Source organism: Methylosinus sp. Sm6, from assembly GCF_019802345.1.
Taxonomy (GTDB): Bacteria; Pseudomonadota; Alphaproteobacteria; order Rhizobiales; family Beijerinckiaceae; genus Methylosinus.
Window position 1 is genome coordinate 122,744 of record NZ_JAINDZ010000004.1, and the last position, 25,130, is coordinate 147,873.

16 protein-coding genes are annotated in these 25,130 nt (G+C 63.3%); 12 read left to right on the plus strand and 4 right to left on the minus strand.

The genetic code is table 11. The annotated features are described in order from the left end of the window. Together K3F48_RS04555 and K3F48_RS04560 are read right to left on the minus strand one after the other, a co-directional pair. On the minus strand, nucleotides 1-279 hold the full coding sequence (locus tag K3F48_RS04555) for a type II toxin-antitoxin system Phd/YefM family antitoxin (protein ID WP_370631353.1): 279 nt from the start codon (nucleotides 277-279) through the stop codon (nucleotides 1-3). 57 nt (nucleotides 280-336) lie between these two features. After that, nucleotides 337-744, minus strand: a complete 408-nt coding sequence (locus tag K3F48_RS04560) for an IS1 family transposase (protein ID WP_222574233.1) — start codon at nucleotides 742-744, stop codon at nucleotides 337-339. Here K3F48_RS04560 and K3F48_RS04565 point away from each other — a divergent pair. The 4 genes from K3F48_RS04565 (at nucleotide 738) to K3F48_RS04580 (ending at nucleotide 6,502) form a co-directional block, all read left to right on the plus strand. Continuing rightward, complete coding sequence (locus K3F48_RS04565) at nucleotides 738-1,145, plus strand: hypothetical protein (protein WP_222574234.1); 408 nt, start codon at nucleotides 738-740, stop codon at nucleotides 1,143-1,145. The two genes, K3F48_RS04560 and K3F48_RS04565, sit on opposite strands and share 7 nt — an antisense overlap. A gap of 228 nt (nucleotides 1,146-1,373) precedes the next feature. Further along, on the plus strand, nucleotides 1,374-1,703 hold the full coding sequence (locus K3F48_RS04570; RefSeq protein ID WP_222574235.1) for a hypothetical protein: 330 nt from the start codon (nucleotides 1,374-1,376) through the stop codon (nucleotides 1,701-1,703). 45 nt (nucleotides 1,704-1,748) lie between these two features. Further along, entirely contained in the window at nucleotides 1,749-3,323 is a 1,575-nt protein-coding gene (locus K3F48_RS04575; protein WP_370631354.1) for an efflux RND transporter periplasmic adaptor subunit, read from the plus strand. Beyond that, nucleotides 3,320-6,502 (plus strand): efflux RND transporter permease subunit, encoded by a 3,183-nt coding sequence (locus tag K3F48_RS04580; RefSeq protein WP_222574236.1) that lies wholly within the window; start codon nucleotides 3,320-3,322, stop codon nucleotides 6,500-6,502. The genes K3F48_RS04575 and K3F48_RS04580 overlap by 4 nt, the downstream gene beginning before the upstream one ends. A gap of 691 nt (nucleotides 6,503-7,193) precedes the next feature. Here the strand turns inward: K3F48_RS04580 and K3F48_RS04585 are convergent. Next, nucleotides 7,194-7,337, minus strand: a complete 144-nt coding sequence (locus tag K3F48_RS04585) for a hypothetical protein (RefSeq protein WP_222574237.1) — start codon at nucleotides 7,335-7,337, stop codon at nucleotides 7,194-7,196. A 405-nt stretch (nucleotides 7,338-7,742) separates the two neighbouring features. Between K3F48_RS04585 and K3F48_RS04590 the strand changes: the two genes are divergently transcribed. From K3F48_RS04590 to K3F48_RS04610, 5 genes are all read left to right on the plus strand, one after another. Beyond that, the gene (locus tag K3F48_RS04590) at nucleotides 7,743-8,105 is read left to right on the plus strand and encodes an Imm8 family immunity protein (RefSeq protein ID WP_222574238.1); all 363 of its coding nucleotides are present in this window, start codon (nucleotides 7,743-7,745) and stop codon (nucleotides 8,103-8,105) included. A gap of 290 nt (nucleotides 8,106-8,395) precedes the next feature. Next, nucleotides 8,396-8,713 (plus strand): RHS repeat-associated core domain-containing protein, encoded by a 318-nt coding sequence (locus K3F48_RS24175; RefSeq protein WP_255608281.1) that lies wholly within the window; start codon nucleotides 8,396-8,398, stop codon nucleotides 8,711-8,713. Nucleotides 8,714-8,838: 125 nt separating this feature from the next. Then, the gene (locus tag K3F48_RS04600; RefSeq protein WP_222574239.1) at nucleotides 8,839-9,273 is read left to right on the plus strand and encodes an Rrf2 family transcriptional regulator; all 435 of its coding nucleotides are present in this window, start codon (nucleotides 8,839-8,841) and stop codon (nucleotides 9,271-9,273) included. Between the two features lie 142 nt (nucleotides 9,274-9,415). Further along, the gene (gene hcp, locus K3F48_RS04605) at nucleotides 9,416-11,080 is read left to right on the plus strand and encodes a hydroxylamine reductase (protein ID WP_222574240.1); all 1,665 of its coding nucleotides are present in this window, start codon (nucleotides 9,416-9,418) and stop codon (nucleotides 11,078-11,080) included. Between the two features lie 74 nt (nucleotides 11,081-11,154). Next, nucleotides 11,155-12,183, plus strand: coding sequence for a 2Fe-2S iron-sulfur cluster-binding protein (locus K3F48_RS04610; RefSeq protein ID WP_222574241.1), 1,029 nt, complete (start codon nucleotides 11,155-11,157; stop codon nucleotides 12,181-12,183). A 43-nt stretch (nucleotides 12,184-12,226) separates the two neighbouring features. On the opposite strand, the gene K3F48_RS04615 is transcribed toward K3F48_RS04610, so the two are convergent. Beyond that, the gene (locus K3F48_RS04615; RefSeq protein ID WP_222574242.1) at nucleotides 12,227-12,619 is read right to left on the minus strand and encodes a hypothetical protein; all 393 of its coding nucleotides are present in this window, start codon (nucleotides 12,617-12,619) and stop codon (nucleotides 12,227-12,229) included. A gap of 335 nt (nucleotides 12,620-12,954) precedes the next feature. On the opposite strand from K3F48_RS04615, the gene K3F48_RS04620 reads away from it, so the two are divergent. From K3F48_RS04620 to K3F48_RS04630, 3 genes are all read left to right on the plus strand, one after another. After that, complete coding sequence (locus K3F48_RS04620; protein WP_222574243.1) at nucleotides 12,955-13,377, plus strand: hypothetical protein; 423 nt, start codon at nucleotides 12,955-12,957, stop codon at nucleotides 13,375-13,377. A gap of 669 nt (nucleotides 13,378-14,046) precedes the next feature. Continuing rightward, on the plus strand, nucleotides 14,047-17,271 hold the full coding sequence (locus K3F48_RS04625; protein WP_222574244.1) for a patatin-like phospholipase family protein: 3,225 nt from the start codon (nucleotides 14,047-14,049) through the stop codon (nucleotides 17,269-17,271). Between the two features lie 491 nt (nucleotides 17,272-17,762). After that, nucleotides 17,763-25,127 (plus strand): hypothetical protein, encoded by a 7,365-nt coding sequence (locus tag K3F48_RS04630; RefSeq protein WP_222574245.1) that lies wholly within the window; start codon nucleotides 17,763-17,765, stop codon nucleotides 25,125-25,127. The last annotated feature ends 3 nt before the right edge of the window (nucleotides 25,128-25,130 follow it).

A 25,130-nucleotide genomic window follows, 5' to 3' on the forward strand; every position in this document is an offset into this window, starting at 1 on the left:
TCAGAAGTCCAGCGAAGCCCGATGTTTTCCTCCGCCCCGTTTTGGGAGCGGCAGGTCGTCGCAACGGGCTTGCGGCGCGAGCAGGAGAGTTTTGAGACTGGGCCGGGAGGCGGTCAGCCGGCGCCATTCCTCGACCGGAAGGAGCACGGCGGTTTCCTCGCCGCGCCGTGTGACGACTTGCGGCCCTTCCCGCTCACAGGCGTTCAAGAGCTCGGAAAAACGGGCTTTGGCTTCCTGTACGGGCCAAGACTTCATGGCGGTTCCTCGAAGACTGGTCATCAGACTAGTTTGGTATATTGTCGAAGAAATTTCAACCCGCAAAACGAGCGGAGAATCCTAACTGAAGATAGCTCGGAAAGCCGATAGTTTTTCGGCGAGGGCCTCCAGATTGTCGTGCAGATGGTGGTAGAGCCGCAGCGACAAGTCCACCATTTCCTGCGATTTCGACACGACCTTGGTTCGCCGGCGAAAGCGGGCGAGGAAATGGCGGACATTGCTGTTGTCGCGCTCGATGGGAACGGTCAAATCCTTTCCGGTGAAGAGCTGGTCCTCCTCGATGAGGCGGTGGTAGCCGTCCCAGTCGTCCGTGACGAAGGTCTTGCCTTCGACGCCGATTTTGTCGAGGAGCTTTTGGCAGGTTTCGTCATCACGGCCACCCACAATCCAGGCGACGGTTCTCCGAGCCACAGGGTCGTAGGCCCGCCAAATCCAGAGCTTGCGAGTTTTTTTTGGATGAAATGCCACATCTCGTCGAGCATCAAGATCACCGGCTCGCTTTCGACTTTCGGTTCGGGCAGCTTGCGCGCTTCGCTGCGAATCCATTTGAGCACAGCCACATCGGAGACGCCGAGCAGGCTGGCGATCGAGCAAAAGCTCATGTTTCCCATGGCGTAGAGCAGCGTCGCCAGCGCCTTCATCGCCGGCGGCCGGCCGCGCGGCGGCGTCATGGTGAAGTCGCATCCGCAGTCGTGGCAGTGGTAGCGCTGATGGCCGGAACGATCCCGTTCTTCTTGAACTTCGACGCGCCACAGCGCTTGCAGATGATTTCGGTCATGGCTCTGATCTCGACCTCTCCGATTCGGTCGAGAACCGATGGATTCAGCAATTGCCGCGTTCGGGAAGCCGAAAAAGCCGAGTCACTTTGACGCAGCCCAACTGCCCCGAAAAACCCGACACCTCAGCTATCGATGGTTAGGGCTCTCCAATCCGATTTGGCGTCTTCGTTGCACGCCTTTGAGCGAACTGCGAGTTTCGCATATTCCGACTGCCAATCGACGCGCGTATCCGGGAACGATCACTTCTTTCCGGCCGCGTCTCGCCACGTATGGAGGCGCCGGGTTTACGTTTTCGCTTCCCGCTGGTAGAAAAGGATCATGCTTCGTCTGCTCCGCGCGCTTCTTCCCATTCTCGCGCTGGCTTCGCTGGTCGTCGGCGGAAGTCCGGCGCCGCGCGCCGACCACGGATGCGAGGGCATGACCGCCACTGCCATGGAAGACTGCCACAAGGTCGTCGGAGGCCACGACTCCCCGGCCGTCGACGAATGCGCGGCCGTATCTTGCGGGCAGGTCCCGGCAGTCGGCGGCCCCTTCGAGGTTTTCTTCCGCGTGCCCGTCGTCTCGGTTTCGGATACGATTGTCACCACGAGCGACGCAGATCCCGCCTCCCTGGCCGTCGCTCCCGACCTTAGACCTCCGATCGCCTGAAGCCGCATTCGCCGACTTCCGCCGCTCACGCGGCGGAACGGCTTCGTGAGCTTCAACGCAATCCGCCGTTCCCGGCCGGAGTTCGACATCATGCCTCCCTACGCGCCTTTTTTCGGCGCGCTCGCGCTCGCCGCGAGCGTGGCCGCCACTGTGCTTCACGCCTCCGATTCCGGCGCCACCCGATCCGACCATGCTTCGAAAAGCGCGTCGCTAGACGAATCCATTCTCTTCTACCGCGACCCGATGGGCGGCGACGAGCTGTCGCGCCGACCAAAGAAGGACGGCATGGGTATGGATTTTCTGCCCGTGCGCCGATCCGAGATCGCGCCGCTGCTCGGAAAGCTTCCCGATCCGCCCGCGCCCTCTCGCGAGGAGCCGCTCTTCTATCGCGACCCGATGGGCGGCGACGATATTTCCCCTGCGCCCCGAAAGGACGCAATGGGCATGGACTATCTGCCTGTCGGGGCCGCCGACCTGCGCGCGATCCTCTCTGCGCTCTGGGCAAAGCCGCGCGCGAAGCGAATCCTTTATTACCGGAATCCGATGGGCCTTCCGGACGTTTCGCCGGTCCCGAAGAAGGACCAGATGGGCATGGACTATACGCCCGTCTTTGAGGGCGAAGGCGAGGAGGATGGCGCGATCCGCATCGCGCCGGGAAAAATCCAGCGCTCGGGCGTGCGCTCGGAGGCCGTGCGGCGTCAGTCGCTCGTCGCCGAGATTCGTGTTCCCGGCGCGGTGCAGGTCGACGAGCGACGCGTCGCCGTGGTCGCGACGCGATCGGAGGCCTTCGTCGAGAAAGTCTCCGACGCGACGACGGGCGCCCGTGTCGCCAAAGGGCAGCCGCTCGTCCGCCTCTATTCACCGGCAATCGCCGCCGCTGCGGCGGATTATCTGGCTTTCGCGGGCTCTCGGAGCGGCGAAGCGGCCTTGCTCGAGGGCGTGCGGCGCAAGCTCGAGACGTTGAACGCGCCGCCCGAGTTCGTCACGGAAATATCCCGTAGCCGGCGTGTGCCAACGAGCGTCTCCTGGCCCGCGCCGCGCGACGGCGTCATTCTCGAGCGCAACGTCGTCGACGGGATGAAGGTGGACGCGGGGCAGGTGCTGTTCCGCATCGCCGATCTCTCGATCGTCTGGGTCCTCATCGACGTCGCCGAGTACGATTATGCGCGGCTGCAACTCGGTCAGCCAGTGCGGATCACGGCGCGCGGCCTTCCCGGCCGGGTCTTCAACGGCCATGTGACGGTCGTCTATCCGCAGATCAATCGCGAGACGCGCACCGCGCGAGTGCGCATCGAACTCCCCAACGCCGATCTCGCCCTGCGACCGGACATGTACGTCGAGGCGGAAATTCTCGCCGGCGAGCAGGACGCGGTCGTGACGGCGCCTGAGAGCGCGGTGATCGAGACTGGCAAGCGCTCGCTCGTCCTTATCGACAAGGGCGACGGCCGTTTCGAGTCGCGCGAGGTGAAGCTCGGCCGGCATGGCGACGGCTTCGTCGAGGTGAGAAGCGGGCTCGACGAGAACGACCGTGTCGTGACGGCGGCCAATTTTCTCATCGACGCAGAGAGCAATCTGAAGTCGGCGCTGCATGCTCTCACGGGATCGGAGACGGCGCGATGATCGGCCGTCTGATCGCCTGGTCGGCCCGCAATCTGGTCGTCGTCTTCCTCGGCGCCGCTTTCGCCATCGGAGCGGGGACATATGCGCTGCGCACACTTCCGCTCGACGCCCTTCCCGATCTTTCGGACGTGCAGGCCATCGTCTACACCGAATATCCGGGGCAGGCGCCGCAGGTCATCGAGGATCAGGTCACTTATCCGCTGACGAGCGCCATGCTCACTGTGCCGCGCTCGAAGGTGGTGCGCGGCTTTTCCTTCTTCGGCGTCTCCTTCGTCTATGTGATCTTCGAGGACGGCGTCGATCTCTATTGGGCGCGCTCGCGCGTGCTCGAATATCTGAGCGCCGCGGCGAAGAAGCTTCCGCAGGGGGTAACGCCCACGCTCGGACCCGATGCGACCGGCGTCGGCTGGGTCTATCAATATGCGCTCGTCGCCAAGCAGATGACCCTTGCCGAGCTGCGCTCGATCCAGGATTGGACGCTGCGCTACGGCCTCTCCAAGGCCGAAGGAGTAGCGGAAGTCGCGAGCGTCGGCGGCTTCGTCAAGCAATATAACGTTGTCGTCGATCCGAATCGGCTGCGAGGTCTGGGCGTCTCTTTGAAGCAGCTGCGCGAGGCGATCCGCGCCAGCAACACAGATGTCGGCGGCCGCACGGTGGAGCTCTCCGAATTCGAGTTCATCGTGCGCGGCCGCGGCTATCTGAAAAGCGCCGCCGATATCGAACACATTGGCTTGCGCGCGGAGAACGGCACGCCGCTGTTGCTGCGCGATGTCGCGCGCGTGGAGACCGGGCCGGACGAGCGGCGCGGCGTCGCCGAGCTCGACGGCGAGGGGGAGGTCGCGAGTGGAATCGCGCTGCAGCGCTACGGCGTCAATGCGCTGAGCGTGATCGACAATGTGAAGGCGGCGCTCGCCCGCCTCGCACCGGGACTGCCGAAAGGCATCGAGATCGCGACCGTCTACGACCGTTCGCAACTCATCCATGCGGCGATCGAGACACTGCGCGGATCGCTGCTGGAGGAGAGCGCCATCGTCGCCTTCGTCTGCGCGCTGTTCCTGCTGCATATGCGCAGCGCGCTCGTCGCTGTCGTCATGTTGCCCATCGGCGTGCTGATCGCCTTCGCGGCGATGAAGGCGATCGGCCTCGGCTCCAACATCATGAGCCTCGGCGGCGTCGCCATCGCCATCGGCGCGATGGTCGACGCGGCGATCGTGATGATCGAGAACGCGCACAAGCATATGGAGCGCGCGCCGCCCGGCAAGCCGCGCCGAGACATATTGATCGAAGCCGCGACGGAGGTCGGGCCGGCGCTGTTCTTCAGCCTGCTGGTTATCACTGTGTCCTTCCTGCCGATCTTCACGCTCGAGGCGCAGGAAGGCCGATTGTTCTCGCCGCTCGCCTATACCAAGACCTTCGCCATGGCGGCGGCGGCGTTCCTCTCGGTGACGCTCGTTCCGGCGCTGATGGTCGTCTTCGTGCGTGGAAAGATCACGCCGGAGGCGAGAAATCCAATCAATCGCGCATTGATCTATCTCTACCGGCCGATCATCGCGCGCGTGCTGAAGGCGAAGGCCGCGACCATTCTTTTCGCCGCGGTGGCGCTCATTGCGACGATCGAGCCGGCCCGCCGGCTCGGCGGCGAGTTCATGCCGAGGCTCGACGAAGGCGCGCTTCTCTACATGCCCACGACGCTGCCCGGACTTTCAGTCACCAAGGCGGCCGAGCTGCTGCAGACGCAGGACCGCATCATCAAATCTTTTCCGGAAGTGCAGTCGGCCTATGGCAAGGCGGGCCGCGCCGCGACCGCGACCGACCCGGCGCCGCTCGAGATGTTCGAGACGGTCGTCAGCTTGAAGCCAAAGGACCAGTGGCGGCCGGGCATGACCACCGACAGGCTCGTCGCTGAATTGGACGCGGCCCTGCAATTTCCGGGTGTCTCCAACGCCTGGACCATGCCGATCAAGGCGCGCATCGACATGCTCGCGACGGGCATACGCACACCAATCGGCGTGAAGATATTCGGCCGGGATATCGGGCAGATGGAAGGGCTTGCCCGGCAGGTCGAGACAGTGCTGAAACGCGTCCCCGGCACGGCGAGCGCCTATGCGGAGCGCGTCAATGGCGGCTATTTCCTGGACATCGTTCCCGATCATCCGGCGCTCGCACGCTACAATTTGATGATCGGCGACGTGCAGGAGGTGATCGCCACCGCGCTCGGCGGAGAGACGATCACGACGACCGTCGAAGGACGCGAGCGGTACGGCGTCAATATTCGCTATCCGCGCGAGTTCCGCTCCGACCCGCAGGCGATCGCGAGAGAAGTGTTGGTGCCGCTGCCGCGCGGTGGCGCGGTGCCACTGGGCGAGGTCGCGAGGATCGAGCTCGTTCGCGGGCCGACGTCGATCCGCACGGAGAATGGCCAGCTCGCAGTCTATGTCTTCGTCGACATCCGCGACCGCGATATCGGTGGCTATGTCGAGGAGGCGCAGAAGGCCGTCGCGCACTCGATCGTTCTTCCGGCGGGCTCCTATGTGACATGGAGCGGGCAGTTCGAATATATGCAGCGCGCCGAGGCGCGACTGAAGATCGTCGTTCCGTTGACGCTCTCGATCATCTTCCTGCTGCTCTATCTCAATTTCCGCCGTTTGACGGAGACGCTGATCGTCATGGCGTCTCTTCCCTTCGCGCTGGTCGGCGGCGTGTGGATGATGTGGCTTTCCGGCTTCGACATGTCGGTGGCGGCGGCGGTCGGCTTCATCGCGCTCGCCGGCGTCGCCGCCGAGACCGGCGTCATCATGCTGATCTATCTCGATCAGGCGCTGAAAGAGATCGTCGCCGAGCGCGCCGCGCAGGGGCGCTCCTTCACACGCGCCGATCTGCACGAAGCGATCATGCTCGGCGCGGTCGAACGCGTGCGCCCGAAGATGATGACGGTCACGGCCATCATCGCCGGCCTATTGCCAATCCTCTGGAGCACTGGCGCAGGCTCGGAGGTCATGCAGCGGATCGCCGCGCCAATGATCGGCGGCATGGCGTCATCCACGATCTTGACGCTCGTCGTCATTCCGGCGATCTATGCGCTGATCAAGGGCTTCCGCATGCCTCACGCCGAGGACGGCGACCGGTTCGGCGGTCAAGCCGTCACCTCGACGATGCCCATCATTCCTTTGTCCACGTGATCGACGGCGTGGCAGTGATAGGCGAGCTTGGCGACGATCACCGGATCGGTGAATGGAATGCTCACTCGGAGGGAGGACGGCCCCGGATCGGACGCGGGAGGGATCGAGACGGTGTCATGGAACCCATCCGTCTCCCGAGCCGCATTGCGCGAGGTTTCGAGAGCGGGGCCGTCAATGTCGCGCCCAATCCATTCACCTATTCGACACGCAGCGACACGAGGTTTCTAGAATGGCTGTCACTGCCATATCGCGACGATGAATTGGGGGCACGCCCGACGACCGCCGAATGCTGAACGATCATGCGCCGGAATCGCAAGTCGTGCGCCACGAGAATATCGATTGGCTGGCGCGCGAGAAAAAAGCGATTTCGTGTTCAGGCTCTCGCATGGCTACCCGGGGCGCGGCCTTCTCGAAAGTGGCGTCGGGGGGGCGCGTGCTTACGGCGACTCGCGAGTCATCTTCCGGGTTATGTCGCCCAGAGATGGGTTCCGAAAACGAGACTGGATGCCGGAGAGACAACCCTGTGGGCTGACCTTCGGGTTCGGGCTTATCGAGGAACGATAAATCTCGTTTACGATCGCGCCTCGTCGAGGCCGGATCGGCTGGACCTGGCCTATCCCGGCGGGCGCCTATTGGCGTTCGGCTCGCGCTGAAATTTCACCTTTGCTGCTCTCAAGGAAAAAATCGAGCCTCATTTCGAGCGGACACCGAGCAGCAGGCCGCCGTTCGGCTCGGAACCATTGCGTGATCCTGTCACGAGGGAAGGCTTCGATCCGAGCGCTTTCGAGCGTAGGCGGGAGGCGTCGACGCCGAGGCTCGTCAGCGCCTCGGCCAAGGCGTCGGCTCGTCGTTTCGACGATCTTCTGGCGCTGCCATAGGCGGCGATGGTCGCCATGGCGCGAGGATGCGCTGCAAGAATTTCGGCGATCGCGTTTCGGTCGTACCGGACTCTCTCGGGTCTAGCGAATGAAATCGGTATCCTTAGGGACGCGGCACGCGGTAAAGGCAACTTCGGTCTTGGACAGGCGACGGCACCAGATACCGCAAGGTTGGGTGAAGCGTGGGTTGGGAAAGGGTTCACCGTTGCCACTGACGGAAAAACATTGATTAGCGCAGATGGACTTCGCCAATTCCGTCCTCCATCCTATAAGCCACGGCTAGGAATCTCACAGGCAAATTTCGAACAGCGGCTCCAACCTACGGGCCAGTGGCAGAGCAACGGGCATTTGGATATCGTGCCATGACGACGATCAGGCCTGAACTAAAGCGCATCCATAGTCCAGACATTTTCGACTTGGAAACCCCGGGATTGCCGGAGGATCAACCCTTCTGTGTACTTGTCCAAACAATGTTTGGCCCCGAAGGTGTTGACGGTGAGGAATCGTTCGACATGCTCGTATGCAATCCTCTCTGGGTTGCCGATCAATCCAAGCGGGGCGCATTCTCAGGTCGGCACCACCTTATTGTTGGCAGTTTCGATATTCGTGCAATTCGGTCGTTTTGGGAAGACGTGGCCAAAGAGTGCAGTGGGGCGACGTGGGAGGAAGTTGCTGAGCAGCTAGGGCGATACGGAAAATGGGAGTTCGAAGACTATGTAGAATGACCGTGGCCCTGCGTCGGAAAACGAGAGTCCGTGTCCCGTCTTTCCCTCATCACTTTCCGCATCAATTACCGCAGCGCGGCGCCCGGCGGCAGGTGCCTGTTCAATCATCGGGACCTATGGCGCGAGCGGTGCCGCGCTGGAGGAGATCGTCTGGCACGGCGATCTGCCAGTGGGGACGATCCAAGGCGGGGCGGCCTATTCCATCGCCCCGGATCATCTCGGCGCGCCGCTTCAGATCGTCAATTCGCAGAACACGCGCGTCTGGCTCTGGGATCACGACCCCTTCGGCAATGGGCGCGCCGACGGCGGCGGCGGGCTTCTCGCACCGCCTGCGCTTCCCGGGGCAGGTCTACGACGCCGAGTCGGGCCTGTTCAGCAACGGGCAGCGCGACTACGATCCGCGCCTCGGCCGCTATGTCGAGAGCGATCCGATCGGGCTCGAGGGCGGGATCAACACCTACGCCTACGCGAACAACAACCCGGTCAATTCCGTGGACCCGTCGGGAACGATTGTTCCGACACCCGACATGTGGTGGGATGCCTTCAACGTTGGGTTGGGCATCTCCTCATTCATCGACAATTTTCGTAATGGGAATTATCTAGGCTGAATCGATTTGAAACGGCGACGGCGAGCTGAAGAGCGTTGAAAGCATTCCACTCTTGGGCGTGGCCTCGATTTTGGCGCGCTGCTGCTCGAATTTACGAATTTCTGATACCGTGTTAAAATCGTTCCATGAAACTTACGACCTTCACCGACTTCGGCCTGCGGGCATTGATCCTTCTGGCCAGCCGGAAGGACGAGGTGTTGAGCGCCGCCGCGATCGCCGACTATTTCAGCGTGTCGCGGCACCACATGGCGAAAGTGCTGCAAGAGCTCGCCGCTTCCGGCTATGTCGAGGGAATCCGCGGCGCGCAGGGCGGCGTTCGTCTTGCCAAGGACCCGCGCGACATCCGCATCGGGGACGTCGTGCGCGCCCTCGACAAGGATCAGGCGCTCGTCGACTGTTTTCGCGACGGGTGGAATGACTGCGCGCTTTTGCCGCGCTGCCGGCTGAAGGGCATGCTGGCGAGCGCACAGCAAGGCTTTCTGCGGGAGCTCGATCGCTTCACCATCAGCGACTGTCTTGAAAAGACGGAAGCTGCCTCGATTCCCGATCTCGCCGAATAGAAACGGCGGGCGTCCCGAAAGACGGCGAGGCTCTTTGGAAGGCTTCTTGACGCGCGCGCCGATTAATAGGTAACTGGGATACCGATTTAGCGCCCCGAGCCCGGAGCGCTCGATCGGCATCGAAAGGCCGGAGGACGCGCAGATGTTCTGTTATCAATGCGAGCAGACCTATCGTTCGGACGAGGGCGCAGGCTGCGCCGGGTCGAAGGGCATGTGCGGCAAGGACGCCGCGACTGCGGATTTGCAGGACGTGCTGCTGCATGTCTGCGAAGGGATCGGCCAATATCTGCATCGCGCCCGCGCGCTCGGCGCGACGGACGTCGAGGCCGATCGCTTCGTGCTCTATGCCTTCTTCACCACGCTGACCAACGTCAATTTCAACGCGGCCAAATTCGTGCGCCTCATCCAAACTGCCGGCGAAATCAAGGAACGCGCGCAGGCGCTCTACGAAGCCGCCGCGGCGAGCGCCGGAAAGGCGCCCGAAGCGCTCGCGGGCGCCGCCGCTTTCGTTCCTGCCGCCGAGCTGAATGGGCTCCTCGCCCAGGCGGCCGAGGCCTCGGTCAAGAAGGACGCGGCGGCGCTCGGCGAGGATGTCGTCGGGCTTCGGTCATTGGTGCTCTACGGCCTGAAGGGAGTCTGCGCCTATGCGCATCACGCCGAGGTGCTCGGCGAGGAGCGGGACGCCATCTACGAAGCGGTCGAGCATGCGCTCGATCTTCTCGCCAGCGGGCCCGAGGAAATCGGCCCTCTGCTCGAAGAAGCTCTGGCGCTCGGCCGCGCCAATTTCCTCGCCATGGAGGCGCTCGACGCTGCAAATACCGGCAATTTCGGAACGCCCGAGCCGACGCAAGTCCGTGTGACGCCCAAAAAGGGCAAGGCGGTGCTCGTCTCCGGCCACGACATGAAAGATCTCTGCGCCATTCTCGAAGCCACCAAGGACAAGGGAATCGACATCTATACGCATGGCGAGCTGCTGCCGGCGCACTCCTATCCCAAGCTCAAGGCCTATCCGCATCTCGCCGGCAATTACGGCGGCGCCTGGCAGGATCAGCAAAGGGAGTTCGCCGAGTTCCCCGGTCCGATCGTCATGACCTCCAACTGTCTGATCGAGCCGCAGCCGCGCTACCGTGGCCGCATCTTCACCGCGGGGCCGGTCGGCTGGCCGGGTATCCGGCATATCGACAACGGCGATTTCTCCATCGTCGCGCAAGCCGCCGCCGCTCTGCCGGGTTTCGCGGAGGACGCGGCCGAGGAGACCATCACGATCGGATTTGGCCGCGACACGGTGCTCGGCGTCGCCGACAAGGTGATCGAGGCGGTGAAGGCGGGGGCGATCCGCCACTTCTTCCTGGTCGGCGGCTGCGACGGCGCGGCGCCGGGACGCAACTACTATACCGACTTCGCCGAGCATGCGCCGCAGGACACGGTGGTGCTGACGCTCGGCTGCGGCAAATATCGCTTCAATCGACATGATTTCGGAACGATCGGCGGCTTGCCGCGCCTCCTCGACATGGGCCAGTGCAACGACGCCTACTCGGCTCTCGTCGTCGCGACCAAGCTGGCCGAGGCCTTCGGCGCGGGCGTGAACCAATTGCCATTGTCGTTGATCGTTTCCTGGTTCGAGCAGAAGGCCGCCGCCGTGCTGCTGACCCTGCTAGCGCTGGGCGTGCGCAATGTGCGGCTCGGCCCGACGCTGCCGGCCTTTCTGACGCCGGCGCTGGTCGATGTTCTGGTCCAGAAGTTCGGAGTGCTGCCGATCACGGACGCCAAGGCCGATATCGAAGCTTCACTCGCGCGGGCGGCGTGACGCCCGAGCGCAGCCTCGCGCTCGGGCGTCGAGAGACGCCCGGGCGAAGCGAAATCCCACATCGGATCTCCCGCATGTTCAAGGTCAATCTCGTCACGCGCGATGGCGCGTCGCTCGTTTTCGACGCCGATCCCTCCGACACGCTGCTCGACGCAGCCGCGAAGGCGAATATTTTTCTGCCCGCCGCCTGCCGCGAAGGCGGCTGTGGAACCTGCCGCGTGACGCGCAAAGCTGGCGTCGTGGCGCTCGGGTCTTACAGCCGGTCGGCGCTCACCGACGCCGACCGCGCCGCCGGCGACATTCTGTTGTGTCGCGCCGCGGCGCATAGCGATCTCGAGCTGACAGCGCCGTTCGACAAAGCCGTCATCGGCTTTTCTCGCATTCCCGAGCGCCGCGCCCGCATCACCGATGTCGGGCCCGCGGGCGCCGGCGCCGTCCGGCTCGTTCTTCGGTATGAGGACGATCCCACGCATGGACGCGCGGCGGAATTCATCCCCGGGCAATTCATGGAGCTCACGCTTCCAGGAACGTCGATCACCCGCGCCTATTCGCTCGCCAACACGCCCAATTGGGAGGGAACGCTGGAGTTATCGATTCGGCTGCATCCGCAGGGGGCTTTCTCGGCCTATCTAGCGGGCCGCGCCGAAATCGGCGACGTTCTTCATGTCAAAGGTCCGCAAGGCAGCTTCATCGTCGACGACGGCAGCCAGGCGCCGCGTTGGTTCGTCGCCGGCGGCACGGGGGTCGCGCCGATATTGTCCATGCTGCGTCAAATGGCAGAGCTCGGCGATGCGCGCGAGTCGCACCTGTTTTTCGGCGTCAACACGCAGGACGAACTCTTCGCGACCGATGTGGTGGAAGAGCTGTCGAAGTCGCTGCCCGGCTTCGGCGCGACGCTTTGCGTCTGGAGGCCGGGGCCGGATTGGTCCGGCTTTGCCGGAACGCCAGCGGAAGCGCTCGCCGCCGCCCTCGCCGACAGCTCCACGCGTCCCGACATTTATGTCTGCGGACCGCCGAAGCTCATCGAAGCGACGGAGGCCGTCGCTCTCGCAGGAGGCGTCCCACACGATCGCATCTTCAGCGAGCGCTTTTCGCCGGCCTGACGCATACAGGTGGGCGAACGATCAACGCTCGGCCACCGTCGCGTCACTCGCCGAGTACGCAGCCGCGCTCGGCCTCGACGGCGCCGCCGACGAGATTCTGCTTCACGACTTCTTCCGCCATCGCCTTTCCCTGCGCGAGATCGTCGTCATAAATCGTCGGCGCATATTCGGCCGATGTGGTCGTCACTCGAGAGTCGTCGGCAGGGGGTTGGTCGTCGCGCAGGTCGATCGTCGTCACGGTCGACAGGCCGGGGCGCCGCGGGTTCTGCTCCAGCTCATCGGCGCGCAAGGCGATGCGCACGGGAACGCGCTGCACGATGTGGATGAAATTGCCGGCGGCGTTGTCGAGCGCGAGCAGCGCGAACACGCTGCCCGAGCCCGGCGAGACGCCTTCGACCTTGCCGTGATAGACGACCCTCCTGCCGTAGAGTGTCATTCGGCGCGGCACGTTGACCCCCAATCGGCGTGGAGGCCACAATAATATACAAGAAAAATCAACGGCTTAGGTTTGTAACCCCTTGCCGATTGGGGGTCAACGCGTCGAGCCGATTCACAGCCCCCGCTATCCTGCGGCATCGACGAACCCATCTAACACGTTATCCGACATTGTTTTTCCAAGCTGGGCGCGGCTTCCGCCGGGCGCCGTCGTCGGCGTCGGCTTGGCGCTCTTCGAGCGGACCGAGCCGCCCTGCGCGAGCGCGTGGCGACGCCGACTCGCGCTGTGCGCCTCGACCGCCGCGGCGGCGGCGGCGATCGCCGGATTGCGCGATAATGATCCAAGCGGCGAATTTCGGCGAACCGCGCGCCGCTGGCGCGCCGGAATTGACGCCGACCGAACCGTTGGTGCTCGCGGCGATCGCCTGTCTGCAGCAGGCGACGCCCGCGGAGATCGTTCGCTTATGTGACGACGCAGAGGTTTCTCGAAGCCTTCGGCCTCGCCAGCCTGGCGAGCTGCCCGATCTCGAACGGTTGGAAGGGGAGTGGCTGTTACAGCCGGCGGCGAGTGAGGCTGCGCTCGACGCAGCGCTCGGAGTTGGCGAAGACATGATGGAGCCGGCCGATGACAATGACGAAAGATCCGAGCGAAAGATACTCGAAATTCTCCGTTGTGGTGCTGGACCGCAGCGCGGCGAAAAATTTCGGACGTCCCTGGTGGCTTCTATTGTAATGTCGGGATTTTCAGGCAAGGTTTGAAAATCGTGGTCATGTAGCGTTTGTCCCTTTGGCGTCGCTGATAACGAAGTTTCCGGAGAGCATGTCAAAGTGTGGGATAATGCAAAAACATTGCGTTTGTCCGGACAATTGGCGTCACCGAGGATCCCTTCCAGGAAATCCTATATCTATCAGCTCTAGTTGACGACGCCTGGAGACGGCGCGCCAACTCCGACTGCAATCTAATGTAGAGCGCGACTGTTGTCGTATCCCGGCCCTTCTCGTCGGCGCAACTCGCCCTACGTGAGGTCGCATTTCTTGTCGTCATCGTGAGAGTCCGACATGACGTCGCACGACGGAACTCGAGAATGTCGGCCGAAGGTCCCATACACGCGGTGGGAAGACACCTGCTCGACAACTCCAGCTGAAATTCCCCATCATCGGCCTATGATCCCTAATATAGGAATAGGTTCTGGAAGGCCCTCGTCCAACTCGATCGTGTGTTCGAGTTCTTCCGTACCGGTGGGCAGGCGCAGCCAGGCAAATTTCTCCTGGGGCAGTTTCGATGGTTGCGTTGCGAGTTGCAAATCGGTGTTACCGCAGAACCGCTGATGACCGTCGAGCGGCGTTCTAGACGCGTTTCGCTTCGGCTTAGACCTCTGCTCCGCTCGTCCAGAGCGCCCTGTTATTCCTTATGGGGGAACGCGACCAATGTCCGAGACATCGAGCAAAAAAGCAATCGGGCCTTGCGCCGAGTTCGACGACGTGGAAGTCACGCACCAGGGCGTCGAGGGGGCCATTCTCGAAGAGCTGGAGGCGCTAGGTCGCCACTTCGAGCGGCGGCCTCCGATATCTATTCATCCAGCTTATTATCCGCCTGCAACCCTGTCGCAGGCCGGGCCTCGGCTTCCCCCAGAAGACGTTTCACCGGACTTCGCGCGGCGGCTCTTTCAGGAGGAGCTCACGGCGCTGTGTCTTTCCGGGGGCGGGATTCGCAGCGCGAGCTTCTGCCTAGGCGTTCTACAAGCGCTGGCGCAGTATAAGCTGCTGTCGGGGTTCGACTATATCTCCACGGTGTCGGGTGGCGGCTACATCGGCGCATGGCTTTCCGCCTGGCGCAAACATGAGAAAGATAGGAGGCGCGCCGCCGGCCAACTGGCGCATGAGGCTGACAGAGGCGTCAAAACCGCTGCGACCACCACTGTCGTATTGCAATGCCTTGAACAGGCGGAAAAGAAAGCCGCCGCATTGAACCGGCCAGATCTAAAGCGATCCCTAGAAGTCGCTCGTGACCAGGTCAAGCAGTGCGAGGGGCTTGCCGAAGCCAAAAAGAGCGCCTTGGCCAAGCTCGCAGACATCGCGGACAGTAACGAGGGACTCGCGTCCCGCTGCGGTAGCGAGGAGGAGGAGAGGGAAGAGTGCATCGCCCCATCGATGAAAAAAATCGAGCCAAAACTCGCCGGTGACGACGGCGCGGCGCCCCCATTCAGACGTGAGCCTATCGAGGTCGAGATGCTCAGGAGCTACACCAGCTATCTGACGCCGCGTCGCGGCCTCATGTCGCTGGACCTCTGGACGACCTTCGCCACCTATCTCGGCAATCTGCTCCTGAATTGGCTGCATTTCTTACCCGCCTTCCTGCTGTTGATCGGTATTGTGACGGCCGCCGCAGTGTTCTTCGGGTATGTCCGAGCCCTGTCCGTGCCCGAACACTGGGTGTGGGGCGGGGGCCGTTCCAACCTGCTCCTGTTGGCTGGCGTGGCCTACGCCCTGTCCGAGTTGTTCACAAGCACGCAACTCATCGGCGCGCAGAGGCGGGACAATGCGCCATTACAGGGTTCCCCATCGCGGTTCGCAGGGCGGGCGCAAGCGCACGGTGGTTTCGGCGCAAGCGAAATCCTCGTCGCTTGGTTGAATGTTCCTTTGATTTTCATCTCGGCCTTCCTTGCTTCCGCCCTGTCTGTCGACGTGAATGCTGCTGAGATCACATGGACGGCCGCCCTAGGCTGGTTCGCGGCAATATCCGCTCTGGTCTGGACGCTTTCCTTCCTTCTAGCGTTTCCGCTGGTTTGGCTCCTCTACAAGGTGGTTTGGCTCCTCTACAAGCGAGACCGTGGTTGGCGAGACCGTGGTTGGGATTTCGATTCGTCTTGGCTGTGGCTCGTCCTCGCCCGCTTTGTCGGCGGGCTCGGGGCGGGCGTTGGATTAACGCTAGCCTTCGTCCTGTTCCGAAAGTGCTCCCTCGATGCCCAGTATTGCCTGATTTTGGGCGTTGCCGGAGCCGTTCTCGCGCATCTCGCGGGAAGCGTTCTTTTCACCGGCGTAACCGGCATCAGTTGGGACCACGTCGATCGGGAGGTCGTCCGCGAGTGGATGGCGCGTGCTGGCGGGCTGCTCATGGTGGTGCTGCTCGTTTGGTCGATCACGGCCGTGCTCGTGTTGACGCCTTGGTCGAACCTAATCAAAGCCTTAAAAACCGATTGGTTGACAGAGCCGCTCAAGACTTTCACTGCTCTACCGGGGCTGTTTAAGACTCTGCCGGGACTGCTTGCCGGAGGCGCCGCCGCCTATTTCGGCTTCAGCACGGCGTCGGGAAAAGGCGAAAGCGTAAACGCGGGCCCGGTGGACAAGATAAAATGGACGCGCCTCGCCCTCGCTGGGGCAATCTTGTTCTTCGTGACTCTCGCAATCGCTCTGACGAGCATCTTTGAATGGGCAGCCTCGAAGATGTTCGCAACGCTAACGCTGACCGACTGGGAACTAACTTTCGTATTCCTTCTCGTATGGATCGCCCTCGCCAGCATCGTCATCAATATCAATGTTTTCTCGCTGCACGCCTGCTACCGCAATCGCCTAGTGCGCGCCTATCTCGGAGCCTCGAACATCGATCGTTGGCCGAATCTATTCACCGGCCTCGACGACCGCGACAATGTGAAAATGCATGAGCTCGACACGCACAAGCCGCTCCACGTCGTTAATCTATGTCTGAATTTGGCGCGCTCACCGAGTCTGGCTCGGCAGGAGCGGAAAGCGTCATCGTTTACCGTGACGCCTCTCGCTGTCGGCAATCCGCACCTCGGATACCGACCCACCAAGGAATACGGCGCGGGGATTACTCTCGGCACCGCCATGGCGATCTCAGGAGCGGCCGTCAGCCCCTCCATGGGCTATAATTCGTCGCCGCCGCTGGCCTTTCTCATGACCTTGTTCAATGCGCGTCTCGGTTGGTGGTTGGGCAATCCCAAGGATGACACGGCATGGAAGAAGGCGGGCCCGCAGTTCGCGCTCCGCTACCTAGCTACAGAGCTTCTCGGCTGGTCCAGTGACGAGACGCCTTTCGTTCATCTCAGCGATGGCGGCCATTTTGATAACCTCGGCGTCTATGAAATGTTGCGCCGCCGCTGCCGCACGATCGTGGTCGTCGACGCTGGGAAGGACGAGAAATTCGAGTTCGCGGAGCTGGGCGGAGCCATTCGCAAGGCCCGGGTCGACTTTGGCGTCGAGATAGAGTTCGAGACGACAGAGGCGGATTTCGGCGACGAAATTCGCGGCCTTGGCCTGATTAATTGGCCGAAGACGCGCGGCCGTTGGCCATATTGCGCCGTCGCGAAAATCACTTATCGCGAACAGCCGGAGGGCGGCGAAAATTCGGGCGTGCTCATCTACGTAAAGCCCGCGATTCATGGCGACGAGTCGCAGGATATCTGGAGCTACGCTACGGCGCATTCGAGCTTTCCGCACGAGACCACCCTCAATCAGTTTTTTGTCGAATCCCAGTTTGAAAGCTATCGGCGGCTTGGCCGGCATATCGGTGAGAAAATCTTCTCTCTACACGGCAATCGCCAGAAACGCTTTAAACTCGCCGACGATCTAGAAAGACGAGCGAGGGCTCACGTGAAGCGCGCGCGCGAGGTGCCCCCCGGAGGTGCAGATTAGGGGGTCGGATACATGTCGATTTCAGAGCGTAAACATATATCGGAGCCTGAAGTGGCGCCGACTCGGCAGATCGAGATCATCACGGGCGCGGGGCATCGAAGGACGCGGCGGGTGGATCAGAAGGCAGCTGTAGTCGCTGAGAGCTGCATCCCTACGCCGTGGGCCGCCTTTTCAAAATCGAGGGAAGAGCGAAGCTGCGCAGCTAAGTCGGCTTTATGAGTGAGGCGAATTGCACAGCATGCGTTGACATCGATCATGGGCGACAACGCTACTTGCCACGTGCGACACTCTGTGCAAGCTTTCGGCATTGACCTTGTGACAGCGCTGGGCTTGGGGAGCTCTTTAGACATTGAGCGTTATTTGCACTGACTAACGCGACGCTATCTCGGGCGGAGCGTCAGTCGGCATCCAAGCAACCGGAACGCGCTCCGTGCATTGAACAGCCACAAGCGTCTTCGCAGTGAGGACCTCCATTTTGAGGGCGGCTCGCCATGCGTCTCGCATTCAGGCTTTACGGCGATTTCGATTGGCCGCCCACTCTGACGCCGCAACCAGGTTCGACAAAGCAATTGGGGACGATCGAGATCTACTTCGCGCTGAAGACTGGCTTTCCCGATCTGCGCGCGCTGGTGCACTGGCTACCGAAGGGCGTCAACGCCGAGCCCGAGACGCCGGACAATAACCTCTATCTCGTTGACGACGCGCCCAAATGGTTCGCCGACAACCGAGACAAGGCCGCGTCCATCTGGATCGACGAGGAAAAGGAGACCGACAAGCCCGACGGGGTCGCCTTTCGCGGCGCCTTTCTGATCGATCAATACAGCGACGGCAAGCCGTCGCTCGACCTGCGCTGGCCGCTGGTGAGCGAATGCGTCTATCGGGCCGGCTCAACGACGCACAGCGAGCTTGTCGTCTTCCGGAACGAGGGGCATTCGCTCTTCCGCTTCAACCTGCATCTCCCCTTGCCGACCCGGCGCAGCACCCTGACCTCGGCGGGGGAAAACAACCCCGCGGCCTTTCCGTTTGGTGCGGTCTATCTGACAAGCCGACCGGCTGCCGCGATCACCGATTTTACGACGCTCGTCGGCGGCTGGCTCGGCGGCGGGAATGCTTCTTTCAAGTTCGACGACGACAAGCTCCCGCATCCGCCGCGCCTCGGCGCGTTCGGTTTCTCGGCGCGGCGCGCGGGCGCCGGGCGCGTCCTCGTTCCGTTCGAAGGCAATCGCGGCGTCACACCCGAGGAATTCTGGCCGACGGGCGGAGAGGCCTTCCTGTTCGACGTCCTGTGGCGAAGCGGATTCAATGTCCCCGAATCCAAGGCGTGGCTCAGGCTGGAAGCTGTCAAAGCCTCCGATCAGTTCCTGCGCGTGACCGGCAACGAGCTGATCTACCGGATGCGGATCGCCGTCGATCGCGATCCCGTCCCGCCCCGCGAAGAGGACGTGCGCTCGTATGGCGGACTGGGGCTCTGTCTTGCTCGTGAGACGGGTGGCTGGCTCAGAACCGCCTCTGCCGTCCTCGTGGAATGCCGCCTGACTTGGGGGATCGACGACGCCTCGATCTTCAAGGACCGCGACGCCACGTGGGATCTCAAGTGCTCGTTCAAGCTCATGTGGGACGAAGGTGTCGGAGACGCTTTCGCGGGGCGTCCCGTCGACGGGGAAATTCTCACCGCCGGCGCGCTGGCGCAGGGCGCCTACGCGATGAGCGCCGCGCGCGCGGGACTTGAGACGGCGGAGGCCGGCCAGCCGCAATCCTTCCTGCCGGATCTCACAGGCGTCGCTGCGATTCAGACGGCGAGATTCGTTCTCTTCTCGCCCAAGCTTCCCGCGTCTTTCCGCAACAAGGACAATCTGGTCGAGTGGGGGCGGCCGGGGCCTAAGCCGAGCGCGACGCCCAAGACTGTGTACGTGCGCCGCCGGCTGCGACTGAGCCTCGCCGCCCTCTCCGACGTGATCAGCGAAATCGACATGGGCGTCTCAGCTTCGCTTGAGGTGTACGCCGACGGGCCGAACTTTCTGACCGGCCGCCGCCGCTGCCTGTTCATCCTCAGAAGCGATGACAACTGGCGACGGGACGACGAGGCGGCGATTGAAAGCGGCGAGCCCTTCTTCGCCTCATATCTCATCCACGCGAAGGGACCGGTCCGCTGGAGCGGCCACCTATCGTCGCTGCAGTTCGAGCGGACGGCGAATAGCGGCGGCGTATGGGAGTCCTGGGGCGAAGGCAGTCTGAGGGTCGGCGGCCCCGGTGCGCGCTACGGCGTGAATTATGGCGCCGCACCGATCGAAATTTCCGACGGCCGCGTGGCGGTCCAGCTCCGTCTCACCGCGCCTCTGTCCCGCATAGAGCCGGTCGGCGTCGACGTCGGACGCGCCGACCGCAGCGGCCGGCCGGCGCCGCTGCTGATACCCCAGAGCTCCAGTGGCTCCGGCGGCGACGCGCGTTTCCACCTGATCGCGACCGAAACGATCGGGCCCACGGAAGACCGTCTGCTTGAAGTTGAAATCCTCGACGAAACGGCCGCGCGGGAAACCGACCGCGACTATGTCGTGCTGTCGCAAGAGCCGTTCTCGCTGCTGCGTTTCACGCAGCGGGCGCTCGGCGCGCGCGGCGACCTCGAAAGCGCGTCCGTGGCGAACTATAGCAGCAACGACCGGATCTGGCAGTTTCGCCGCGTCACCGACTATTACCATTACGTGCTGCCGCCGCAGGCGGTGGGAGAAAGCGCCGACAAGCCTCGCCGGCTCGAAATCCATGATCTCCTCGAGACCTCGGCGGAGACGCCGCCGAGGCCATATGTCGACGACACCGACGACGCCAAGAAAGACCTGCGCCGGCGCGCCGTCGAGTACCGGCTCATCCCGGCGGCGGAAATCTGGATCCGGCCGAGCGACGTTGCGCGCGGCTATTTCATGCCGGAACAAGCGAGCTACGACATCTTCCGCCAGCGCGGCGAATACGGGCTCGGCGCGTCGCTTGCTTTCTTCCGCGCCGAGTTCCTCTATGGCCTGACGGTCGGCGTGGACGTTGCCCGGGAGAGTTCGGTCGCGCGCCTCGCGCGCGTCGCCGAGATCGAGGCCTTGACTGGCCGTGTCGTCGGCGCCGCTCGCGAAAAAGCGGCCGATCGCGCGCTGAGCGGACGCTGGGACAAGCTCTCCCGCGTGCTCGCACGCCGGCAGGAAAGACTGGAGCTTTGGGCGCGCGATCCCGAATCGCCCGTCGACTTCGCCCCCGCGCGGTTCTCCGAAGGCGTCAGCTTCGCGCTTCGCGCGACGGCGCTTCACCGCCCGGCCGTGCTGCGGCGCACCGCCGACGGCCCGGACGAACTCCCCGCCGATTACGGAAAGCCGCCGCAGCCTCAGAACGACAGCGGCAAGCCGCGCAAGCATCCGCAGGGCCTCAGCGGCGGCGCGCTCTGGCCCGTGGAATCCGCGAATCTGTTCAACATTCTGCTCGCCCGGCCCGACTCACGCGGCGGCGCGATCGAATCGATCGCCCTCTCGCCGCTCGGCGGCGATGCCTCGCAGAAGGCGGAATTTCTCAACGGCCTCGTCACCATCCTGAGCGAGACGCGCAACGGCCATGTCGAGCGGCAGAAGGTCGAGGTGCTCGGCCGCATCTGCGCGCACTGGCACCGCGCCAAACATGTCGTCATCTACGAGCGCACCGTCAACGCCTCGGCGCAGTTCGCGCCCAAGGCGCAAGACGATCCCCAACAGAGCCGCTCGCAACGGCCGATCCTGCGCAAGGTGCGCGAATACGTCGAAATCCTCGAGCCGGAACGGGCCTATCCCGATTTTCCCAACGCCGCGCCGCGCAGCGCCGGCTTTCTCGACCGCGTGCGCTTCAACTCGAAGATCATCAACGTCGACAGCGCCTGGAGCACGGACGTCGAAGACTACGGTTGGCGGATTCCGCTCTGGAACCGACTCAGCGCGCGCGAGCGGCCGCAGGTCTATCCGATGCCGGACGTCGCCTTCGTCACCGTCGCGGAAGGCGATGGCGACAGGCCGACCGCCGCGCAGGAATGCCTCGATCTCGACTATCTCTTCTTCTTCGCCGACCTGAAGGCCACGACGAGCGACACCAATCAATGGCCTTCCCGCCTCGGTCTCGACTTCGTCAACATGCCGTATGCGAAGGCGATCTACGAGCGCTTCGACCCCAAGCGGACCGATGACCCCGCCAGCTCGGTCGACGCCCGGCAGCAGTCGGTGAGCCGGATCCTGCCGGGACTGCGCCGGTTCACCTGGCGCCTTGCCCCGGCGGCGCAGAAGACGGCGATCAACGCCGGCCGCGCCGGCAAGCCGGTTTTCGTCGGGCTCCAGGCCGTGACCTTCATGCGCGCGTCCTATGCCGATGCGAAGCCGTTGCAATCCAACCTTAAGGAGGCGCTCAATCTCAACAATCAGGGCGCCATCGTCGCCCCCGAAATAAACTCGCTCGAGTACTGGAGCGCCGACGGGCAGAATGCGGCGATCGGGAACGACAGCGCGACAAAGCTGAAGGCTCTGAAAGACGAACTGATCGCCGCCGCCGGCGCCCATAACGCAGACGACGTCAAAAGAATCAAGCGCGAGCTCGACGTTGCATGGCCCGACCTTTCAGGCGCCGTCGTCACCGCCCTGAAGCAACGGCCGGACCCGCTGAAGGACAGGCTGAGAGCTCTTGCGAACATCGACATAAAGAAGCTCACCTCCGGCGTCGCCTTTTGCGAAAAGGTGAAAACCGACGCCGTCGGACAGATTAGGCGCAAGGAGATGCTGATCTGCACGGCGATCAGCGATTTGGCGGCGGACGCGGACAAGATCATCGCCGGTCTCCCGCACATATCCCAGAAAACCGCCGTTATCGAAAATATGGTTGGCCAGGTGTCGGCTCACATCAGCCCGCTTTTCTCCGACATCAGCCACGACCTTGGCAATGTCCGAGAGGGCGTCGAAAAGGCGCGCGCCGTACTCGTGGACGCGGAGATCGAATTCGAGGCGCTGATCGCGCGGGCACGGCAGCGCGTCGAGCAATACGCCAGCGCCTACGATCGCGACAAGCCGTGGTCGGACCAAAGACGGCGGGCGTTCCTCGTTGGCCTGCAGGCCTGCGTAGGCAACGTCGCCGGGGAGGTCGAGAGCGCCGTAGGCGAAGCGAGGCAGCGCCTCGCCGTCGAACTCAGCGAGGTCAGCCAGTCGATCGCCGGCAATCTCGCAAAGGAACTGGCCGCGATTTCCAGCAACCAAGCGCAGGCTCTCGCCGGCCTGGTCTCGGCGCGCAAGGCTGTTGATTGTCTCTTCCACGACTTCCACGCGCCGCTCGACGCGCTGGCGCCGGAAGCCGGCGCCGGTCTGATCGACAACGCCCTGGCCCGTTTCGATCCGGCGTCGCAGGCTGTCGCCGCGATCAAAGACAACAACGACGAAAGGCTCATCAAACTCAAGCAACGCGGCCAGGACGCGCTCGCTGCGCTGCGTCAGGTCGCCCTCGAAGCACGCGCGCAGGCCCCCAAGGCGCGCGCGGCGCTCGAGAGCGTGGAGCAGGCGGCCGACAACGGGCTCACTCAGATAAGCGAGGCCATTGCCATGGCTGGCTCCGAGCTCGCCAAACTGGCGAAGCTTGCCGCCGGAAAGGACGCGGAGCTATTGGCGCTCGCGGCGGAATTCGCATACGCCGGCTTCACCGAAGTCCAGGCGGCCTTCGCCGCGATCTGGCCCGACGTCGACCAGCAGGCGACGGCCTTGACCACAGCTCTCGCGGAAAAGCTGATCAGGCTCGGCGACATCATCGAGCCCCTGGTCGTCTCGACCCGCCAGGCTCTGGAGAGCGCGCTCGCGGATATTCAGAGAGACGCGCGGGTCGTCCCTGAGCGGATCGCGCCCGTCGCCGATGACGTCGCCGAGGCGCTGGAAGACGCCTCGACTGCTCTCTCGCCCTCCGGCTTGATGAAGCAGCTGGTGATCGAAAAGGCAGTGAGGCCCGCGCTTGTGGAACTTCTCGGCGGCCTGCCGGAAGACCTCGACGGCCAGCCAGCGCTGGCGAAAGCCGGTCTGCGCAACGCCATCGCGTCCTTGAGCGAGACCGTCGGCCGGACCATCCGCAAACTGACCGTCGCCGAACTCGCGGGCGTCGACGAAGTTTCACAGGCGTGCAGCGCCGTGTACGAGGATCTCGACCGGGTCAGCAAATACGCGGGCGCGCTCGCGGGAGACGTTCAGACATATCTCGACGAGCAGCTGCAAGCTGCGCACCAAGCTCTGAACCACTCGATTGACGAAGCGGTCGGCGACCTCCCGAACAAGGCCGAAAAGCTAATCAAGTCCGTCAAGGCCTTCGACCGCACGGTGCGCGGCCTGCAGAACGACCTGAGCCGGTCCGTCGAGACCGCTGGCATGTACGCCGACCGCGTGTTCGCCGCCGCTGGGCATATCGGCGACGGCGGCCTCATGGCGGCACCATCGAACGTGCTGAAACTCTATTCGGCGGTCAGCTCGGCGCCGGAGATCGCAAGCCTAAAGGCCGACATCGACCGCATCCGCTCCGGCTACAACGAACTGTCCGATATCATCGACACGACCGAGACCAAGGCGCTCTTCAACGTGCTCGGCGACGAATTGAAGGCGCTAGGCCTTTCTCTCAATTTCGACAAGATCGGGGACCGCCTGCTGCCGGTCGACCTCTCGAAATTTGAGTTCGCCTCGGTCTTCCGCAATCTCGGCGGCGTCAAGTTCGACAAGCTCCTCAGCGGCTGCAAGCTCCCAACGGGTATGGCCGACGCCATCAAGGTCACGCATGATTTCGACAAGGCGCAGGCGCGCGCCTGGGTGCAGGTCGACATCAAGGCGCCGATCTTCGGCCGGCGCAATCTGTTCGCTGTCGGACCTTTTGCCGCCGACTTCATCGACATGACCGTCACCGGCCAGGTGCGGCTGGAGGCCTCCAAGGATCAGAGTCAGGTGACGGAGAGCGGTTTCGGCCGCATCGACACGACCATCGACACCGTGGTCGGCGGCCAGTCCATGGTGCGGTTCGAGAAATTCGCGCTCGCCTTCACGCGCGAGAAAGGCCTGCAGGTCGAATTTGACCCCAAGAACATCAGGCTCAACCCGAGCTTCAAGTTCATCCAGGACTTCCTCTCGACGCTGTTCCCCGACGAGATCGGCGGCCTGAAGGTCATCAAGATCGACGGCATTCCTGTCGGCGTCGAGCACGAATTCGCGATGCCGCCGATCGCGCTGAATTTCGGCACCAGCGGCGTCTCGAACATCGCGATCGGCAACCGTTTCAAGCTGGCCGCCTGTCCCGAATTCGTGCTCGCCAACCGCTTCAACCTCTCGACGATAGAGCGGCCGTTTATCTTCTCGATCTTCATCATCGGCGGGGCTGGCTACGTTCAGGTTGACGCCGAATACCGGCCGTTCGACAGCGAACTTTCGGTCGCGGTGGAGGCGAGCGCCGGCGGGTCGGCCTCGCTCGCTTTCGCGTTCGGCCCGTTCTCCGGGCAGGTGTTCATCACGCTCTCGGCGGCGCTGAGCTATCGCAAGACGCTGGGCCGGCCCGGCGGCGGCCTTACCGTCGCCGCGGTACTTGTGATCGCCGGGCACGTCGACGTCGTCGGCATTGTGACGGTCGGCATCGTGGTGATGCTGCGCATGACCTACCGCGACAGTGGTCAGGTCGACGCCGACGGATCACTCACGGTCGAGATACGCATAAGCCGGTTGTTCAAGATCTCGGCGCGCGCGGGCGTCAGATACAAGCTGCGCGGCGGCAGATCCGAAACGATGACGCAGACGGGGGTCACCGCCGACGTTTCGCAGGAACTCCGGAACAAGGCGAAGTCGCTGCAAGGCGCAAGGAGCTGAGCG

Excerpts from the sequence above, each read along its gene's own strand:
- K3F48_RS04620 (WP_222574243.1), top strand. The coding sequence starts at position 12,955 with ATGATCCAAGCGGCGAATTTCGGCGAACCGCGCGCCGCTGGCGCGCCG.
- K3F48_RS04610 (WP_222574241.1), top strand. The coding sequence starts at position 11,155 with ATGTTCAAGGTCAATCTCGTCACGCGCGATGGCGCGTCGCTCGTTTTC.
- K3F48_RS04565 (WP_222574234.1), top strand. The coding sequence starts at position 738 with ATGCCACATCTCGTCGAGCATCAAGATCACCGGCTCGCTTTCGACTTT.
- K3F48_RS04580 (WP_222574236.1), top strand. The coding sequence starts at position 3,320 with ATGATCGGCCGTCTGATCGCCTGGTCGGCCCGCAATCTGGTCGTCGTC.
- K3F48_RS04630 (WP_222574245.1), top strand. The coding sequence starts at position 17,763 with ATGCGTCTCGCATTCAGGCTTTACGGCGATTTCGATTGGCCGCCCACT.
- K3F48_RS04615 (WP_222574242.1), bottom strand. The coding sequence starts at position 12,619 with ATGACACTCTACGGCAGGAGGGTCGTCTATCACGGCAAGGTCGAAGGC.
- K3F48_RS04600 (WP_222574239.1), top strand. The coding sequence starts at position 8,839 with ATGAAACTTACGACCTTCACCGACTTCGGCCTGCGGGCATTGATCCTT.
- K3F48_RS04625 (WP_222574244.1), top strand. The coding sequence starts at position 14,047 with ATGTCCGAGACATCGAGCAAAAAAGCAATCGGGCCTTGCGCCGAGTTC.
- K3F48_RS04590 (WP_222574238.1), top strand. The coding sequence starts at position 7,743 with ATGACGACGATCAGGCCTGAACTAAAGCGCATCCATAGTCCAGACATT.
- hcp (WP_222574240.1), top strand. The coding sequence starts at position 9,416 with ATGTTCTGTTATCAATGCGAGCAGACCTATCGTTCGGACGAGGGCGCA.
- K3F48_RS24175 (WP_255608281.1), top strand. The coding sequence starts at position 8,396 with ATGGGCGCGCCGACGGCGGCGGCGGGCTTCTCGCACCGCCTGCGCTTC.
- K3F48_RS04570 (WP_222574235.1), top strand. The coding sequence starts at position 1,374 with ATGCTTCGTCTGCTCCGCGCGCTTCTTCCCATTCTCGCGCTGGCTTCG.
- K3F48_RS04555 (WP_370631353.1), bottom strand. The coding sequence starts at position 279 with ATGACCAGTCTTCGAGGAACCGCCATGAAGTCTTGGCCCGTACAGGAA.